Origin of the sequence: uncultured Tateyamaria sp. (assembly GCF_947487805.1) — a bacterium.
Taxonomy (GTDB): domain Bacteria; phylum Pseudomonadota; class Alphaproteobacteria; order Rhodobacterales; family Rhodobacteraceae; genus Tateyamaria.
On the sequence record NZ_CANKXW010000008.1, the window covers coordinates 190,639 to 208,801 of the forward strand.

Here is an 18,163-nt window from a genome sequence, read left to right on the forward strand (position 1 = left end):
TGGATCACGGCCGGCGGGAAAATGTGGCCCGGCCGATAGGGCGCATGCCGTCCTCCGTCAAAAACGCTGGATGCGTCAGCAATCGCACCGACTGTCGCGGCTGCGTCGGCACGTTGGGTCCCTCGAAATCCGGTCCACTGTCCGCGCCCGCATCCCACGGCCACAAGGCGACACTGACCTGATCCAGCCAGACGTCCTCCGGCTTGAGATCCACGCCGCTGACGCCCGTGAACCAGTCGGGGCTGGGTGCCAGCATCGTGGCGAAAGACACCTGATCAAAGCGGTCGGTCAGCGCGATATCAAAGGCGAAACGGCCAACGCCGGTCGCAATCCCCGGCAGTTCCACGATCTCGCCTGCGCGCCTGCGTCGCTGCACCTCCGCCAATTCGGCCCGTAGCACGGACACCCGCCCATTGGTGGCCACCAATGCCAAACCGCTCGACGCCGTATCACCATCGGCGAACAAATCATAGCGGCCCGAATGCGCCACCGCGATCAGCCGCGACCAATGCGGGTTGTCGGGGCCTGCCTCCGACGCCTTCCAATCCAGCGCGACCTCGACACGGTACGACACGGCATCCTGCGCCGACGCAGCCCCCGCACAGATCAGCCCGACAAGGGCGATGGCCCTAGCGCAGCGGGCCAAAGATCTTTCCCGGATTCATGATGCCCTGCGGGTCCAGTGCCCCCTTGATTGCTGCCATGTATTCTGTTGCCGCCCCCAGTTCCTTGATCAGATAGGGCATCTTGCCCTGACCGATCCCATGCTCTCCGGTGCATGTCCCCTCCATCCGGATCGCTTCATCCGCGAGAAAGGCGGTGAATGTTTCCGCGCGGGCGATCTCGTCCGCGTCCTCCATGTCGATCAGCACCAGCGAATGGAAATTGCCGTCGCCCACGTGGCCGACAATGGGCGCCAGCAAGTCCAGCTCCTCCGCCTTGGCCTGCGCGCCCGTTACGGCATCGGCAAGGCGCGAAATCGGAACGCACACGTCCGTAGAAATCCCATGCGCACCCGGTCGCAGCTGAAGCGTCGCCCAGTAGAGATCGTGCCGCGCCTTCCACAGTTTGTTGCGCTCCTCGGCGGTGGCCGTCGTGGCGAAATCCGTGCCGCCCACGTCCTCGGCAATCGCGCCGAACAGCTCCGCCTGTTCCGCCACTCCGTTTTCGGTCCCGTGAAACTCCAGCAAAAGCAGCGGCGTTTCCGGCAGATCAAGACCCGCATAGGCATTTGCCGCCCGCACGTTCAGCTCGTCCAGCAGCTCGATCCGGGCCACGGGAATGCCGTACTGGATCGTGGTCATCACCGCCTGGCACGCGGCGTCGATCGACGGGAAAGACATCCGCGCCGCCTGGATCGCCTCCGGGATCCCTTGCAGCTTCAGCGTGATCTCGGTGATCAGGCCCAGCGTGCCCTCCGACCCAACCAGCAGCCGTGTCAGGTCATAGCCGGCGCTTGTCTTCTTGGCCCGCTGTGCCGTTCGAATAACCCGCCCGTCCGGCATCACCGCCTCAAGCGCCAGCACGTTGTCCTTCATCGTCCCGTAACGCACCGCATTGGTGCCCGACGCGCGCGTGGACGCCATACCGCCCAGCGATGCGTCCGCGCCCGGATCAATCGGAAAGAACAGCCCCCTGTCGCGCAGGTGCGTGTTCAGCTGATTGCGCGTCACCCCCGGTTGAACCACGCAATCGAGGTCCTCGGCATGCACGGCAAGCACCTTGTTCATCTGGCTCAGGTCAACGGACACGCCACCGGCGGGCGCATTGACATGCCCCTCAAGCGAGGTGCCCGTGCCAAAAGGGATCACCGGCACTTGATGTGTGGCGCAGACCTTGACGATCTCCGACACCTCTTGGGTCGAGGCGGGAAATACAACCGCATCGGGTGCTTGCGGACGGATCCATGTGGTGGTGTGCGCGTGTTGGTCCAGCATCGCCTGCCCGGTATGGAAACGGTCACCGAACTGCTGCTTGAGAATGCCAAGCGCAGTCGCGATGCCGTCTTCGTTGCGGGGTAGGTCTATGGCTTGTGCCATGTGTCTGTCTCCTCAAATACGCGGGGTCAATCGCCCAGCGCAATCCCTTCGCGGCGCGGATCGGCGCCACCTTGCAGGTCATCTCCGATGGCAATGGCGTGCAGGCCCGAATTCAATCCGCGCACATTCACCTCGAACCCCATCGCCTCAAGCGCCGGGGCTAGATCGGCCGCCGAGGTGCCTTCTTCGACATCAAATGTGCCGAACCGGTTGACGGCATGCGGCAGACTGACGGCCTGTTGTACGTCCATCCCCCAATCAAGATGGGCAATGATCGACTTGGCCGTGTAGCCGATGATACGGCTGCCGCCCGGGGACCCGATGGCCAGCACCGGCGCGCCGTCCTTCATCACGATGGTAGGCGACATTGACGACCGTGGCCGTTTTCCGGGGGCCAGCGCGTTGGCGATGGGCACACCATCACGGTGACTGCGAAAGCTGAAGTCGGTCAATTCGTTGTTTAGCAGGAACCCGTGCACCATCAGCCGCGATCCAAAAGCATTTTCAATCGTCGTTGTCATCGACGCAACGTTGCCGAAACTGTCGACAACTGAAATATGCGACGTGGACGGCAATTCGATGCTTTGATCGTCTGCCCAGTTCAGGCTGTGGTCAAAAGCGGGTGTGCCCGGTTGCGTCTCGCTCAGCGCCGTCTCCCCGCTCAGTGCCTTGGCCCGTTCGGCCAGATAGGCTGTATCGACCAGACCCGCCGTGGGCATGGGCACGAAATCACTGTCGGCCATATACCGACCCCGATCCGCAAAGGCGAGCCGCGAGGCGTCACCGATCAGCCGCCAGCTTTCCGCGTTGTCCGGGCCCAGTGCTGCCAGATCATAGCCGTCCAGCATCCCGAGGATCTGCCCCACCGTCAGTGCCCCCGATGATGGCGGCCCCATGCCACAGACGTCGTGGGCGCGATAGGTTGCGCAGACGGGCGGGCGTTCCTTGACCTGATAAATCGACAGATCGACTTGCGACAGATCGCCGGGATTGTCGGTCCTCCGCTGTACCGTGTCTTCGATATCGGCAGCGATCTGCCCGGTGTAAATCGCATCCGCACCACCCACGGCCATTGCCCGAAGGGTTTGCGCGTAGGGCGCGTTGACCAACACGTCACCGACCGCCACGGGCGTGCCACCCGGCAGGAAATACGCCGCCGTCTCGCCATAGCTGGACAGACGTTCCGCATCGCGCTCCACCAGCCCTGCCAAGCGCGGTGATACGACAAATCCGCCATTGGCCAGATCAATGGCCGCGTCAAACAGGCCAGGCCAGGCCAAGGCCCCCCAACGCGTGTGCACTTCTTGCAGCAAGGCGGGCGTGCCCGGCGTGCCCACCGAACGCCCCCCGACGACAGCGTCAAAGAATCCCATCGGCTCGCCATCTTCCTTCAGGAACAGCTGCGGCGTGGCGGCAAGTGGGGCTGTCTCCCGCCCGTCGAGCGTGGTCAGGGTTTTGGTTTCGGCGTCATACCAGACCAGAAACGCGCCACCGCCGAGACCGGAGGATTGCGGCTCCACCAGCCCCAGAACGGTCTGCACAGCGACCAGCGCATCGGCGGCCGTCCCCCCTTCGGCGAGGATATCGACACCGGCCTGTACCGCCAGCGGATTGGCGGCGGCCACCATGTAGGACGCAGCCGTCACAGGCTGGCCCGCATCCTTTGCGGCCTGCGCGGCGGCTATGCGTTCAGAGGCCGGCAGCGCCGCGCCGGTTGTCGCGCCCTCGGGCTGTACGGCATCCGCCGTCTGCTGGGCCAGGGCGGCTCCGGCCATAAGCGTAAAGGCAACAGTCAGGCAAAATCGCATCGAACTCTCCTTTTTTGGGCCGCGGAGGGCACAAGCACCCCGCAGCGTCACAGCATGGATGGCACCACCTGGTCCGGTGGCCGGTGGCCGTCGTCAAAGGTCTTGATGTTGATGATCACCTTTTCGCCCATCTCGACCCGGCTTTCGCGCGTGGCCGACCCCATATGGGGCAGCAACACGACATTGGTCAGCTCGCGCAGGCGCGGATTGACCTCCGTGCCGTGCTCATAGACGTCAAGGCCCGCGCCCGCGATATCGCCCGACCGAAGCATACGCGTCAGCGCGTTTTCGTCGATGACCTCACCGCGAGACGTGTTCACGATTACCGCATCGGGCTTCATCAGCTTGAGCCGCCGCGCGTTCATCAGGTGAAAGGTCGACGGGGTATGCGGGCAGTTGATGCTGATTACGTCCATGCGCGCGACCATCTGGTCGAGGCTTTCCCACCATGTCGCATCGAGGTCCTGCTCGATCTCTGCGCGCAGGCGGCGGCGGTTGTGATAATGCACCTGCATGCCAAAGGCGGCAGCCCGGCGTGCCACGGCCTGCCCGATCCGGCCCATGCCCAGAATGCCCAGACGGCGGCCCGCAATCCGTCCGCCAAGAAACGCAGTAGGCGACCACCCGTCCCAACCGCCCGCCTGCATCGCGGCCAGACCTTCGGGCAGACGGCGCGTGACGGCGAGGATCAGGCCCATGGTCATGTCCGCCGTGTCATCGGTCAGAACGCCGGGCGTGTTGGACACGAGGATCCCGCGCTGACGTGCGGTGGAGACGTCAATATTGTCCACGCCCGCCCCGTAATTCGCGATCAGCTTCAAACGGTCGCCCGCTTGACCGATCATCGCGGCATCAACCGTGTCTGTGATCGTCGGCACCAGCACATCTGCGCCCTTCATCGCCTCGACCAGTTCGGCGCGGGTCATGGGCACGTCCTCTTCGCGCAGGCGCACGTCGAACAATTCGCTCAGCCGGGTTTCGACCTCGGCGGGCAACCGTCGCGTTACGACAACACTCAGACGATCCTTTGGCATTTTTGCCCTCCCCCTGCTTGGCGTGTCCGCCATTTAAGGGCATGGTGGCGGATGTGAGCACGAGGCACAAGAACCTCGGTCATATCAAGAGGCGAGAGATGAGCGGAACTTTCCCCATGCAGGCGGCTTTGCGGCTGCTGATGTCCGGTATTGTGGCGATGGCCGTGGCCGCGCCCGTGATGGCGCGCGACACCGGGCCGGTGACAAACCTGCCGCTGCCGCGTTTCGTGTCGATGAAGGCCGCCGAAGGCAATGTGCGCCGTGGCCCATCCCTGACCCACCGGATCGACTGGGTGTTCCAGCGCCGCGACATGCCATTGCGCATCACGGCGGAGCATGGCCATTGGCGCAGGGTCGAGGACCGCGACGGCATGGGCGGCTGGGTTCATTACTCTCTGCTGTCGGGCGCACGCACCGTAATGATCGAACAGGACATGCTGACCCTGCGGACCCGCCCCGAAGCGGATGCGCCCGTGACCGCGGCCTTGGAGGCGGGCGTGATTGCGCGCCTCGGAAAATGCGGTCCCGAATGGTGCCGCCTGACCTCTGCGGGTTATCGCGGTTGGGCGCCCAAAGCGCGCCTCTGGGGCGTGACCATGGACGAATTGCGCGACTGACGCGCAGTCCCCTTTGTCGTATTTCAGTATTGGCATGGCTGGTCTTTCGGCGCGCGCCAGCTAATCTTGGCCAAACGGTCAATAAATCGGGAATTCACATATGCGCGCCATCACCTATTCGGCCTTTGGTCCTGCGTCTGAGGTCCTGCACCTGTCCGACATCCCGACACCAGAGCCTGCGCAGGGCGAGGTCCGCGTGCGGCTCGAGATGTCAGGCGTCAACCCATCGGACGTCAAGGCGCGTGGCGGCACGCGGCCTGGCGTGACCAACCCACCTTTTGATCAGATCATTCCGCACAGCGACGGCGCAGGCGTGATCGAAGCCGTGGGCCCGGGCGTGCCAGACAGCCGGATCGGCGAGCGGGTCTGGATCTGGAACGGCCAGTGGCAGCGCGCCTTTGGCACGGCCGCTACGCATATTGTCTTGCCAGAGGCGCAGGCCGTGCCTTTGCCTGCGTCCGTATCCTTCGAAACCGGGGCGATCCTGGGCATACCGGGCCTGACGGCGGCGCATGCTGTGTTTGGCCAAGGTGACGTGGCGGGCAAGACGGTGCTGGTGCAAGGCGGAGCCGGTACGGTCGGCCTGCTGGCCGTGCAACTCGCCAAATGGGGCGGTGCGCAGGTCATCGCCACCGCGCGCGGTCCGGGACTGGAGGCGGCGCGGACGGCAGGTGCCGATGCGGTCATCGATTACACACAACCCGATCTCGCCGAGGCCATCCTTGCCGCCAATGATGGCCAGTTGATCGACCATATCGTGGAGGTGGAGCTGGGCCAGAATATCGACACGGACGCCGTCGTGATTGCACCCAATGGTGTACTGGCGGCCTATGGTTCGGCCAGGAACATGGCGCCCACCCTGCCCTTTGGCCCCCTGCTGTTCAAGGCGGTGACGCTGGACATCCTGCTGATCTACCTGCTCGAGGATGGCCCCAGAGCCGCCGCGATAGACCGGCTGCATGCGGCCCTGGCCGATGGCGCGCTGACCTGCCCGGTGGCACAGGTGTTCCCCCTCGCCGACTGTGCCGGAGCGCACGCGGCCGTCGAACAGGGCGGGCGCGCAGGCGCGATCCTGATCGAGGTGCAAGCATGATCCGGGCGCTGATTCTGGCCCTCTGCCTGCTTGCCACACCGCTCAGCGCCCAGAATGCCGATCAACCGCAAGGGGCGATCGCGGTCGAGGACAGCACCACCCAGGATGCGGCTATCGCGAACCGCATCCGGGACATTCTGACCGAACTTGACGGGTTCGACGGTGTCACCGTGTCCGTGTCCTCGGGAATCGTGACATTGCGCGGCACCACCGTCGACACGACCACCGCCGCGCGTCTCAACGATCTGGTGGGCCGGGTCGAAGGCGTGGTGGCGATCGAAAACAACGTAACCGAGACAACTGATGTCGTCGCGCGGTTGAACCCGGCGGTGGAACGGTTCCAGACCCGGATCAGCCAGGCCATCGCGCTGCTCCCTCTGGTGGCCGTGGCCCTCACCGTTTTTGCCGTCATCCTGATCCTCGGGCTGTTCATTGCACGGATGAAATACCCCTGGGACCGGATCGCGCCCAACGCCTTTATCGCCAACATCTACCGACAGGTCGTGCGCATGGTGTTCTTTGTCGCCGGGCTGGTGATCGCGCTCGACATTCTGGGAGCAACTGCCCTGCTCGGCACCATTCTTGGCGCTGCCGGTATCGTCGGCCTAGCCATCGGTTTCGCGGTCCGGGACACGGTCGAGAATTTCATCGCCTCGATCATGCTGTCGATCCGACAACCGTTCCGGCCCAATGATACCGTCGAGATCGAAGGCGATATCGGGAATGTCATCCGCCTGACCAGCCGCGCGACCATCCTGCTCAGCTTTGATGGCAACCACATCCGCATCCCCAATTCCACCGTCTTCAAAAGCAGGATCGTTAACTATTCAACGCATCACGAACGCAGGTTTGACTTCCAGATCGGTGTGGCCTCGGATGCCGACCTGGCCGCGGTGACCCATCTGGCCGAAAGCGTGGTCGAGGGGCTGGATTTTGTCCTGTCAGAGCCAAAGCCCATGACATGGATCGACCGGATCGGCGACGGGGCCGTGATCATGACCGTCACTGGCTGGATCGATCAGCGCGAAACATCGCTGGTACGGGCCAAGGGCGAATCGCTGCGGCTGGTGAAGTCGGCCGTCGAGGCCGAAGGGATCGAAGTGCCCGACACAACTTACCGTATTCAGATGCTGCCCGGCGTGTCCGTCCCCCTGCCCCAAACGGATGGCAAGGCCCCGCGCCCCGCACCGCCTGCCCCCCCTCCGGCCGAAGCGGACGTCAAGGACACATCCAAGGCGGCCCTCGACCGGTTGGTCGAGGCCGAGCGCAGCGATCAGGACGCGCCGGATCTGCTGACGAACGATGCGCCAAAGGAATGATGAGACTTTTGCCTCAAAAGGGGCTTGCACGTGTGCCAATGGCAGACTAATTAGCGCGGCACGTTGGGGTGTAGCCAAGTGGTAAGGCAACTGTTTTTGGTACAGTGTACCGTAGGTTCGAATCCTACCACCCCAGCCACTTCACACCAGCGAAGATCCCCTGCGCCTCACTTGCCCGCTTTGTGCACAGATGAGTGTCAGATCGGTGAAGCGCCGGCGGTCTAGTCGGATAGTTCAGCAAGCTTCAAATCCGCGCGAAGTGTAAAGCGGAAATCGGTGATCCCGTCGAAACCACAGACGCCAGTGATTCAAGCCTCGTGCTGATGACCTCATCGGGCGACGCCCGGTCATGGTTGGTTTTGTCGATTTTGTGGATCACTATGTCATAGATTATTGACAGGTGCAGCGCAGTACGAGATCGGTCTTGGCTCGCACGACACCGAAACGATGGGTGGGTCACGCTGAATTGCTGGCTTGCGCGGCAAAGGGAGCCACAGGATGCCTGCAGATTTTCGACAGACGTTGAAGCACGCATCCCAAGCCGATCACGACCGGGTCGACGACCTGCTGTCGTCCTTCGACATCGCAACAAAACAGGGTTTCGAAGGTTTTCTGATCATTCACAAAGCCTGCTTTGCAACGATGCTCGGAACAGCCGAGCGAGGGACCGATACTGCATCAAGCCTCCGCGACATGCTGACCTGCATTGACGCGGATCTCACTGCACTGCGCACCCAGATGCGCGCACCACAACCAGCGCCCTTGCCGCGATTGGATGCGATGGCACTGGCCTACTTGATCGAAGGGTCGCGCCTGGGCAGCCGCGTGCTGAAACGCATTTGGGCAGGATCTAGTGATCCGGTGGTTCGCGCGGCGGACGCCTATTTTTCGATGGAACCCGCACCCGGACGGTGGAAAGATATCTGTGACGCGCTATCTGTTATCCCGGTCCAAAGTACACGTGCAGGCGCAATCATAGAAGACACGCAGCGCCTCTTTGGCATGTTCCAAGACGTGGCCATCGAAATGAAAACGGCGCAGCACCCACAGGAGGCCATCCGATGAGCCAAACAGAGACCGACCTCAACGGTGCGGTTGACCTCACGAACTGCGATCGCGAGCCCATTCACCTTTTGGGGCATGTGCAAGCCTATGGGTGCCTGATCTCGACCTCTTCGGATTTGTTGATCAACCATCTGTCGGAAAATTGCGAAACTCTGCTGGGCCTGAAACCCGGTGACGTTGTCGGAGACGCCCTGATCCATCATCTTCCCGACCGGACGGTCCATGACCTGCGCACCCGGTTGCAACTCAGCAGCAGCTCCGGCACCGGCGTCAGCCGCCTGTTCAACTACGACGTTCTCGAAAACGGCACGCTGTTTGACATATCGGTCCACTCGACCGGGCAATCCTTTGTCTTTGAATTCGAACCCAAACCCGAACAGGAAGACGACCGCGATGATCTAGCCTTGGTGCAGCCGCTGATTGCACGGGTCAACAAGAAGGACACCGTGATGGCCGCGGCGCAAGAGGCGGCAATGGCCATGCAGGTTCTGTCGGGATTTGACCGCGTGATGGTGTACCGGTTTGCACCTGACGGGTCCGGCGAAGTGATCGCAGAGCGTTTGGCATCGGGCATGGAGCCGTTCCTCGGGCTGCGCTATCCAGCCAGTGACATCCCGCAACAAGCCCGCGCGCTTTACAAGCGCAGCACCTTGCGGCTGATCGCGGATGTGGACGGCGAAGTATCGCCACTCGTTCCGCAAAAGAACCCTAATGGCGACCCCCTTGACCTGTCGCTGTCGGTGACGCGCGCCGTGTCTCCGATCCATCTGGAATATCTGCGCAATATGGGTGTGTCGTCGTCGATGTCCGTGTCCATTCTCAAGGACGGAGAGCTGTGGGGGCTGTTTGCCTGCCATCACCGCTCGGCACGCTATGTCGATTATGAACGCAGGACTGCGATTGAACTCTTTGCCCAGTTCTTTTCCTACGAGCTTGAGCGCAAGATCGAATCCGAAATCCGGGACGAAGAGCGCGGATCGCGTGACTTGCAGGATCGACTGATGGTGCGGCTGTCCGCGGGCAGTGACCTGATCGACAGTTTTGACATTATCGCCGACGAACTGGCGCAGATCGTGGCCTGCAACGGGGTCGCTGTGTACTCCGAAGGGCGCTATACCGCGCGCGGTACCGCCCCGAACGCCGAAGAGTTCAAACGCCTTGCACGGTTCTTGAACACCGCACCGAAAGGCAAGGTTTTCTCAATTGACAGTCTGGCCGGATCTTATCCCGATGCCGACGTCATAAGCGACCGTGTTGCCGGGCTGATGGCCGTCCCCATTTCCAGAACACCCCGCGACTACATCGTGTTTTTCCGGCAGGAGATCGCACGCGCCGTCCGGTGGGCGGGCAACCCGCAAAAGCCGGTCGAGATGGGTCCGAACGGCGTGCGTCTGACACCGCGCAAAAGCTTCGAAGCCTGGACAGAAATGGTGCGGGGCACGTCCGAACCGTGGACGGAAAGCGAAATGCGTGCAGCAGAGGCCCTGCGCATTTCGCTGATCGAAATCGTGCTCAAGTTGACCGACGAGGCAAACGCAGAACGCAAATCAGCCCGCGAGAAGCAGGAGCTGTTGATAGCAGAACTCAATCACCGGGTCCGGAACATCCTGAACCTCATCCAGGGGCTGGTGTCGCAAAGCAAATCGGGCCTGACGAGTTTGAGTGAATACACCAAGGTGCTCGACGGCAGGATCCAGTCGCTTGCGCGGGCCCACGATCAACTGACGCGGCAGGCGTGGTCACCGACAGCGATCAACGATCTGATCCAGGTGGAGGTCAACGCCTATCTGAATGGACAGGAAGAACGGTTGATCATCACCGGCGACGCGCCCCTGCTTGCCCCCGAAGCCTTTTCTACCATGGCACTGGTCATCCATGAGTTGGTGACGAACTCTGCCAAATACGGGGCACTGACGGATCGCTCCGGGACAGTGGCGATTTCCATGCGCTTGGCGGGCGACGGCGCGCTGATGATCGAGTGGCGCGAGCGCGGTGGCCCCCCCGTTCAGGCCCCAACCCGGCGCGGGTTCGGCACCACAATCATTGAACGCACCGTTCCGTTCGAATTGCATGGCAAGGTCGAGACGCGATTCAACGTTGCAGGTTTCGAAGCCGACATCATGATCCCATCCAAATATGTTTCCGAAGCACCGGCAGCCGTCGCGGACGCACCAACCAAACAAACGCTCGAAGCGGTCGGTGAAGCGGTCGAATTGGACGGAACCGCCTTGGTGCTCGAAGACAACATGGTGATCGCGCTTGATGCCTCGGACATTCTTACAACCTTTGGCGCTGCGGAAGTGAAATTGACCAGTTCGGTCGATGACGCGCTTGCCACGATTGCAGACGCCGATATTGCGTTTGCCGTCCTCGACATCAATCTGGGCAGCCAGACCTCGTTGCCGGTGGCGCAGAGACTGCACGAGATGGGCGTGCCATTTGTGCTGGCCACGGGGTATGGCGACGTCGAAAGCATATTGGACGACTATCCTGCCGCTCCGGTGGTACAGAAACCGTTCACCTCCGACAGTTTGGGCCGCGAAACGCGAAACGCGTTGCGGCAATCAGCCAAGCGTACCTGACTGGGTCGCGCGAACCGTGGGGTCGTCTACTGTCACGGTGTCCTGCAATTGGCGCGCAAGCGTCATGCAGGCTGCGCCAATCTGTGCGCGGAACTTGGGCGTGAACACGCGTACGGACCCGGTCGCCCCGATCGCCAGCGTCGCACCAAAGCCGGATACGCCCAGCGGCGCCGCAACCGAACACATGCCGCGTTCGATCTCTTCCACGCATTCGGCATAACCGCGGGTGCGGATCACCTCCAGCTCGGCCTCCAAATCCGCGACATGAGACAGCGTGAACTCGGTATAGGCGCGCAACTGCCCTTCCAGATCCGCCAGGATCGCGAGAGCAGGATTGAAGGCCACCACCGCCTTGGCGCAGGAACAGGCATGCAGCGGGCGTCGGCCCAGACCGGGATGCAGGTAGGACACGCCGGTGTCAGGCGTCTCCACGTGCACGATCTCGACCGCCTTGCCCCGCAAGCGCGATAGAAAGAACGCAGCCCCATGATCCTCGGCCGCCTTTTTCAGATACGGCCCAATCACTTGGATCAGCGCGACATCGGATTGGTCACTGTGCACCATCTGGCGCAGGCGCGCCCCAATAGAAAACCGCCCCTTGCCCACAGGATCAATCAGGCCGACGCCCACCAAATCCTGCACTAGCCGGTAAGCCGTCGGCTTGGGCAGATCGGAATGCGCACAGATCTCGGCAACCGTCGCCTCGCCCTTCTGGCTGACGATATCAAGGATCAGGGTAAGCCGTTCGAGATGCATATTATCACCTTGTGAGAATCTTTTTCTCATTTTATGGTTTTGAGGTCAGATCGCAAGGGAGGAAGTTGATGATGGACAGCGTCTGCTGTGGACCGGGATACGCGTCGCCTGCGGCAGCCATGCAGGCCCCGCGCGAAAAACTGCTCTACACGATTGCGATCTACACCGGCACGGGCATCCAGAAACCGGACTACCTTGCCACCGTGGACGCCGATCCGGACAGCCCGACCTATTCCCAGGTGATCCACAGGCTGGAGATGCCGGGCATCGGGGATGAATTGCACCATATGGGCTGGAACGCCTGTTCGTCCTGCCACGACGACAGTTCGATGGCACGGAGATATCTTTTGGTGCCGGGCGTTCGGTCCAACAACATCCACATCGTCGACACGGCCACGGATCCACATGCGCCGCGCCTGCACAAGGTGATCGACGGGGCGGAGATCAAGGCCAAGGCCAATCTGTCCGGCCCGCACACGGTACACTGCCTCGGCTCCGAGATCATCATCTCCTTTCTGGGCGACGCCAAGGGCGAAGCACCGGGCGGCTACCTGCACCTGAACAAGGATTTCGAGATCGTGGGCCGGTGGGAGGAAACAATGGGCGACATCCCTTTCTCCTATGACTTCTGGTACCAGCCGCGCCACAACGTCATGGTCAGTTCCGAATGGGCCGCACCCAATACGTTCATGCCCGGCTTTGACCTCGAAGAGGTTGGGCATCTGAAATATGGTCGCCGCCTGCACATCTGGGATTTCGAGGCGCGCAAACCCATCGAAACCATGTATCTGGGCGAAGATGGCCTGATCCCGCTCGAGGTGAAATTCCACCACGACCCGGACAGCACGCACGGTTTTTGCGGCGCGGCTCTCTCGGCCAACGTGATCCACTTCTGGAAATCCGACGCAGGCCAGTGGGAATGGGAAAAGATCATCGACGTGGAAAACGAACCCCACCCCGAATGGCCGATCCCGATCCCCGGTGTGATGTCCGCCATTCTGGTGTCGATGGACGACAAGTACCTTTACCTCAACAACTGGCTGCACGGCGACATGCGGCAATACAATATCGAGAATCCCCACAATCCCGTCCTGACCGGACAGGTCTATATGGGCGGTCTGTTGGGCAAGGCACCCGAGGTGAATGGCGTCAAGGTCGCCGGCGGGCCGCAGATGTATCAGCTCAGCCTCGATGGAAAGCGGCTTTATGTGACAACGTCGCTGTTCTCGACGTGGGACAACCAGTTCTATCCCGAAATCCGCACCCAGGGCGGCGTGATGCTGATGATCGACTGCGACGTCGAGAATGGCGGCATGTCGATCAACAAGGATTTCCTTGTCGACTTTGGCAAGGAGCCCAACGGGCCAAGCCGGTGCCACGAAACACGCTATCCCGGCGGCGATTGTACAAGCGATATCTGGCTGTGACAGAACCCGTGACCATCACACTCGCCAACCGGGGCGATGCGACCTACAGCGTGGACGCACACCGGCCCCTGCTGGATACGCTACGCGAACAGGGCGTCGACCTGCCCTATGGATGCAAATACGGCGGTTGCATCACCTGTGCCGCCAAGCTGACCCTCGGGCGTGTGGATCAACGCAGGCAAGTCGCACTCAACAACCGTCAGATTGCCCAAGGCTATGTGACCTTGTGCGTGGCACGCCCCTTGTCGGACTGTACCCTCGAGATCGGGGTGGAAAGCCACGATGCGCTCTACCGCAACCCTTTTCTCGACCCGCTGGAGCCCCATGAGCTCAAGGCGGACATCGCCGTGCCAAAGGAGGATTGAATGCCCGACGCCAGCGTTGATCACATCTATGACTATGACCCCGCCTTTCTGGCCGACATCCTGAAATCGGTCAAAACCATCGCAATGGTCGGGGCCAGCGCGGACAAGACCAAGTTCAGCTATGGCGTGCTGCGGGTCCTTCACGAAACCGGGTATGACATGATCCCGGTCAACCCGAACCCAGGCTTGTCCGAGATCCGCGGCATCAAGGTCTATCACGCCCTCGAAGACATCGACCGCCCCGTCGACATGGTCGAAGTCTTTCGCCCCAAGGAAGAGTTGCTTGGCATCACCGAGCAGGCCATCGCAATCGGCGCAAAGGTTCTGTGGGGGCAGATCGGGGTCTATGACGACAAGGCCGCGGCGCTGGCCGAGGACGCTGGTTTGAAAGTCGTGATGAACCGATGCCCCAAGATCGAACTTTTCCGCCCCTTCTGGAAACCGCGGCTCGATCTCGGGATCTGACGCAATCCCACCCCGACATGACACAAAGGAACACCGACATGGCTCAGACCATCAAGAAAAGCGCAAAAGACCTCGTTCAGGCCGCCATGGCCGCCGTGCTCTCGATTTCGGTTGAGGAGGCATTGGCGCTGGTGGACTCACCGGATCACGTCTTTGTGGATCTGCGCGACGGCACCGAACAGGCCAAGACCGGCGTGATCCCCGGTGCTGTTGCGTCGTCGCGCGGCATGATGGAATTTCACATCGATCCGGCCAGCCCGGCGCACAAACCCGCCTTCAACCAAGACAAGACCTATGTGTTTTACTGCGCCTCGGGCGGGCGATCAGCCATGGCCGCACAAGTCGCGATCGACATGGGGCTGTCGCCTGTCGTGAACCTTTCGGGCGGCATCGGCGCGTGGACCAAGGCCAATGGCCCGCTGGAATAGCACGCCGTCCAACGCCGCCCCAAAAACCGCAGTAACCTGTTGATTTTCAACCACCCAACAGGCAGGACAGGCATATGCGATTTCGCAAGACCATCCTGCTTTTGGCCATTGTTGCCTGTGCGGTTGGCCTGTTCCGGGCCACCCATGCCTATTTCAGCACGCAGGCGCTTGAACAAGGAACTGCGCGGCTGACGCTCTATCGCAGTTCGGTCGAGGCGGAGTTGCGCCGCTTTGCCCACCTGCCCTTCGTTCTGTCACTCGATCCGCTTGTTGCCGACACCCTGCCCGGCACGGACACCGCTGCGCTCGACACCCATTTCGCGCGTGTCGCGGACAGTGCCGGGATCGATGCGATCTATCTGATGAACGACACCGGGTTGACGATATCCGCGTCCAATGCCGGAACCGACAGCAGCTTTGTCGGCCAGAACTATGCCTTCCGACCCTATTTTCAGGCTGCCGTGGATGGCGCTCTGGGCGAGTTCTACGGGATCGGCGCCACGACAGGCATCCCGGGATATTTCTTTGCCATGGCCGTTCCGCCCACCAAAGCGGGGGCAACCGGCGTCGTCGCGATCAAACTGGATCTGTCGGAACTGCAAGACAACTGGCTCGCCTCAGGCGTCCGCATCATGCTGACGAACGCGGATGGCGTCGTCCTTCTCGCCTCCGATCCGGCATGGCGCTACCGCACCTTGCAACCCCTCAGCGACACGCAGCGCGACCGGATCCTGGCCTCGCGCCAGTTCGGGCAGGAACCGCTTGATCCGCTGGATTGGGACGTCGATCCGACCCGCAACACGGCCAACATCGGCGGCGAACGGCTGCTGTACCTGCGCACGGACGACCTGCCGAATGACTGGTCGCTGCATTTCTTCATGCCTAACGATCAGGCTCTGACCCGCGCGGCGCTGACGACGGGCACCGCCCTTTTTCTTGCGGTCCTGACCCTTATCGCGCTCCAGATCAGGCGCACACGTCAGATGACGACCGCCTTGCAGAAATCCGAACAGGAAGAGGCGCAGCTGCGCATCGCCAATGACCGGCTCGCGCGCGAGATCGAAGAACGCAAGACAGCCGAACGCAACCTGACCAAGACCCAGGCCGAACTGGAACGCGCGGGCCGTCTGGCCGCCCTGGGGCAACTCGCTTCGTCCGTGACCCATGAACTGGGCCAACCGATCGCGGCCATGCGCAACCAACTGGTGGCCGCCGAAATGTCGGCCAATACCGGCGCGCTGAGTGACAAGATGCACAGCCTCGTCGCCCGGATGGAGGATATCACCCGACAACTGAAATTCTTTTCGCGCAAGGGTCGCGACCAGTTCGAAGCCGTTGATATGGCCGCGGCCATGGCGGACGCGCTCGACCTGCTCGAACCCAGCATCGCGCAGGTGGGCGCGCGCATCGACTTTGACCCGCCCGCAGGCGACGTGACCTTTCGTGGCAACCGGCTGAGGATCGAACAGGTCATGACCAATATCGTGCGCAATGCGCTGGACGCGATTGAAACCGCGCCGGTCAAACAGATCGAGATCACAATGGGCGGCGACCCGGAAACCGTGTGGTTCTCGGTGTCGGACACAGGCCACGGCCTTGGCGACAAGAGCTTTGACGACCTTGGCGAACCCTTTGCCACGACGCGCGAAAGCGGCCGGGGCATGGGGCTGGGCCTGACCATATCGGCGGGCATCGTCGCCGATCACGGCGGCACGATCACGGCGGCCAATGGACCGGACAGCGGCGCCGTCTTTTCCGTCACACTGCCGCGGGCAGAGCAGGAGGACACGCCATGAAAACCTTTCGCGTTCTGATCATCGACGATGACCGCCTGATGCGCAATTCGCTGGTGGACCTGATCGAAGCCGCTGGTTGGGTGGCCAAACCCCTGGCTCGCGCCACCGAGGCCGAACGCTGGATCATCCAGTTTCGCCCCGATGTGATCCTGTCGGACGTTCGCATGCCGGACATGTCCGGGCTCGAACTGCTGAAATCGCTGGGAGCCGCGCCACCGGTTGTCCTGATCTCCGCCCATGGCGACATTCCCACCGCGGTCGAGGCCATGAACCTCGGCGCCTACAGTTTTATCGAAAAGCCCTACGACCCCAAGCGCCTGTTGCTGGTCCTGTCCCATGCCGCCGCACAGCATCAACTGGCCGAAAGCAATTTGCGGATGAAACAGCGGGTGCAGGAACTGTCCGGTCTGGACCGGGTGCTTTTGGGCCAGACGCCTGACATGGTGCGCCTGCGCGACACCATTGCCATGGTCGCCGACAGCGAAGCGTCGGTTCTGGTCGAGGGCGAAACCGGCACCGGCAAGGACCTCGCATCGCGCGCGCTGCACGACGTGTCGGGTCGGTGCGATGGGCCGTATATTGCGGTCAACGCTGCACAGATCGACGCCGCGCAATTGCCATTGGTGGCGCGAAATGCCGATGGCGGCACCCTGTTTCTGGACGAAATCTGCGCCTGTCCACCGGAGGTGCAGCCGATGCTGCTGCGCCTGATCGAGGCCAAGGAAATCCTCGAACCCGGACAGGGGACACCGGAACAGGTGGATCTGCGGATCGTGTCCGCCACGAACGAAGACACTGGTATCGCCGTCGCGCAGGGGCGGTTGCGACAGGACCTGTTATTCCGGCTTCAGGGGTTCAGCCTGCAACTGTTGCCGCTGCGGGCCCGGCTGGACGACGTGACCCTGCTGGCGACGCGGTTCCTGCAGGACGCGGCCGTGCCTTACGGCATTCCTGCTCCTGATCTGACCGAGGCAGACATCGCAGCCCTGCTGGCGCACAGTTGGCCCGGCAATGTGCGCGAACTCCGCAACGTGGCCGAGCGGCGCGTGCTGTATGCCCGCCAAGGTTTCGGCACGATGCAGGACGCAATCTCTGGCCTTGGCAGCGATCCCGCCGTGCATCCCGGCTTGCGCGACGCAGTGGCCGCGTTCGAGCGGCAAATGATCGGCAAGGCCATTCAAATTCACCGGGGCCGGATGGATGACGCGGCCGACGCACTTGGCATCGGCCGCAGAACACTCAACGAAAAGATCGTCAAGCTGGGCCTCGACAAGGACGCCTTGCTCTAGCGCTTCACCCTGCGAGTGATGGTAGCCACAGGACGATGCCCGGGAATGCGACGAGGGCTGCGATTGTGGCGGCGTCGGCG

At 62.2% G+C, this 18,163-nt stretch carries 16 protein-coding genes and 1 tRNA gene; 12 read left to right on the plus strand and 5 right to left on the minus strand.

The window, feature by feature from the left end; genetic code table 11:
- Positions 1-4 precede the first annotated feature (4 nt).
- Genes Q0949_RS17650 through Q0949_RS17665 form a run of 4 tightly spaced genes read right to left on the minus strand, consistent with a single transcriptional unit; the run spans position 5 to position 4,881 of the window.
- Positions 5-646 carry a spondin domain-containing protein gene (locus tag Q0949_RS17650; protein ID WP_299375364.1) on the minus strand — a complete coding sequence of 214 codons (642 nt, stop codon included), beginning with the start codon at positions 644-646 and terminating at the stop codon, positions 5-7.
- Positions 630-2,039 (minus strand): FAD-linked oxidase C-terminal domain-containing protein, encoded by a 1,410-nt coding sequence (locus tag Q0949_RS17655; RefSeq protein WP_299375367.1) that lies wholly within the window; start codon positions 2,037-2,039, stop codon positions 630-632. Before Q0949_RS17655 ends, Q0949_RS17650 begins: the two co-directional genes overlap by 17 nt.
- 26 nt (positions 2,040-2,065) lie before the next feature.
- A complete protein-coding gene (gene ggt, locus Q0949_RS17660) occupies positions 2,066-3,847 on the minus strand; it encodes a gamma-glutamyltransferase (RefSeq protein ID WP_299375370.1) in 1,782 nt (593 codons plus the stop codon).
- Between the two features lie 47 nt (positions 3,848-3,894).
- Entirely contained in the window at positions 3,895-4,881 is a 987-nt protein-coding gene (locus tag Q0949_RS17665) for a D-glycerate dehydrogenase (protein ID WP_299375373.1), read from the minus strand.
- Positions 4,882-5,021: 140 nt separating this feature from the next.
- On the opposite strand from Q0949_RS17665, the gene Q0949_RS17670 reads away from it, so the two are divergent.
- From Q0949_RS17670 to Q0949_RS17695, 6 genes are all read left to right on the plus strand, one after another.
- A complete protein-coding gene (locus Q0949_RS17670; RefSeq protein WP_299375424.1) occupies positions 5,022-5,498 on the plus strand; it encodes an SH3 domain-containing protein in 477 nt (158 codons plus the stop codon).
- 100 nt (positions 5,499-5,598) lie between these two features.
- Positions 5,599-6,591 (plus strand): NADPH:quinone reductase, encoded by a 993-nt coding sequence (locus Q0949_RS17675; protein ID WP_299375376.1) that lies wholly within the window; start codon positions 5,599-5,601, stop codon positions 6,589-6,591.
- Entirely contained in the window at positions 6,588-7,910 is a 1,323-nt protein-coding gene (locus Q0949_RS17680; RefSeq protein ID WP_299375379.1) for a mechanosensitive ion channel family protein, read from the plus strand. Before Q0949_RS17675 ends, Q0949_RS17680 begins: the two co-directional genes overlap by 4 nt.
- A 64-nt stretch (positions 7,911-7,974) precedes the next feature.
- A tRNA-Gln gene (locus Q0949_RS17685) sits at positions 7,975-8,049 on the plus strand.
- A 359-nt stretch (positions 8,050-8,408) separates the two neighbouring features.
- A complete protein-coding gene (locus tag Q0949_RS17690; RefSeq protein WP_299375382.1) occupies positions 8,409-8,975 on the plus strand; it encodes a hypothetical protein in 567 nt (188 codons plus the stop codon).
- Complete coding sequence (locus Q0949_RS17695; protein WP_299375385.1) at positions 8,972-11,557, plus strand: HWE histidine kinase domain-containing protein; 2,586 nt, start codon at positions 8,972-8,974, stop codon at positions 11,555-11,557. Before Q0949_RS17690 ends, Q0949_RS17695 begins: the two co-directional genes overlap by 4 nt.
- Here Q0949_RS17695 and Q0949_RS17700 read toward each other — a convergent pair.
- Positions 11,540-12,313, minus strand: a complete 774-nt coding sequence (locus Q0949_RS17700; RefSeq protein WP_299375388.1) for an IclR family transcriptional regulator C-terminal domain-containing protein — start codon at positions 12,311-12,313, stop codon at positions 11,540-11,542. The two genes, Q0949_RS17695 and Q0949_RS17700, sit on opposite strands and share 18 nt — an antisense overlap.
- 68 nt (positions 12,314-12,381) lie before the next feature.
- Here Q0949_RS17700 and Q0949_RS17705 point away from each other — a divergent pair, with 68 nt between their 5' ends.
- The 6 genes from Q0949_RS17705 (at position 12,382) to Q0949_RS17730 (ending at position 18,083) form a co-directional block, all read left to right on the plus strand.
- A complete protein-coding gene (locus tag Q0949_RS17705) occupies positions 12,382-13,740 on the plus strand; it encodes a selenium-binding family protein (protein WP_299375391.1) in 1,359 nt (452 codons plus the stop codon).
- A gap of 8 nt (positions 13,741-13,748) precedes the next feature.
- Positions 13,749-14,105, plus strand: coding sequence for a 2Fe-2S iron-sulfur cluster-binding protein (locus Q0949_RS17710; RefSeq protein WP_299375394.1), 357 nt, complete (start codon positions 13,749-13,751; stop codon positions 14,103-14,105).
- Positions 14,106-14,570, plus strand: coding sequence for a CoA-binding protein (locus tag Q0949_RS17715; RefSeq protein ID WP_299375397.1), 465 nt, complete (start codon positions 14,106-14,108; stop codon positions 14,568-14,570). It begins immediately after the preceding gene.
- A 38-nt stretch (positions 14,571-14,608) separates the two neighbouring features.
- Positions 14,609-14,998, plus strand: coding sequence for a rhodanese-like domain-containing protein (locus Q0949_RS17720; RefSeq protein ID WP_299375400.1), 390 nt, complete (start codon positions 14,609-14,611; stop codon positions 14,996-14,998).
- A gap of 74 nt (positions 14,999-15,072) precedes the next feature.
- The gene (locus Q0949_RS17725; protein ID WP_299375403.1) at positions 15,073-16,794 is read left to right on the plus strand and encodes an ATP-binding protein; all 1,722 of its coding nucleotides are present in this window, start codon (positions 15,073-15,075) and stop codon (positions 16,792-16,794) included.
- The gene (locus tag Q0949_RS17730; RefSeq protein ID WP_299375406.1) at positions 16,791-18,083 is read left to right on the plus strand and encodes a sigma-54 dependent transcriptional regulator; all 1,293 of its coding nucleotides are present in this window, start codon (positions 16,791-16,793) and stop codon (positions 18,081-18,083) included. The genes Q0949_RS17725 and Q0949_RS17730 overlap by 4 nt, the downstream gene beginning before the upstream one ends.
- Positions 18,084-18,163 lie beyond the last annotated feature (80 nt).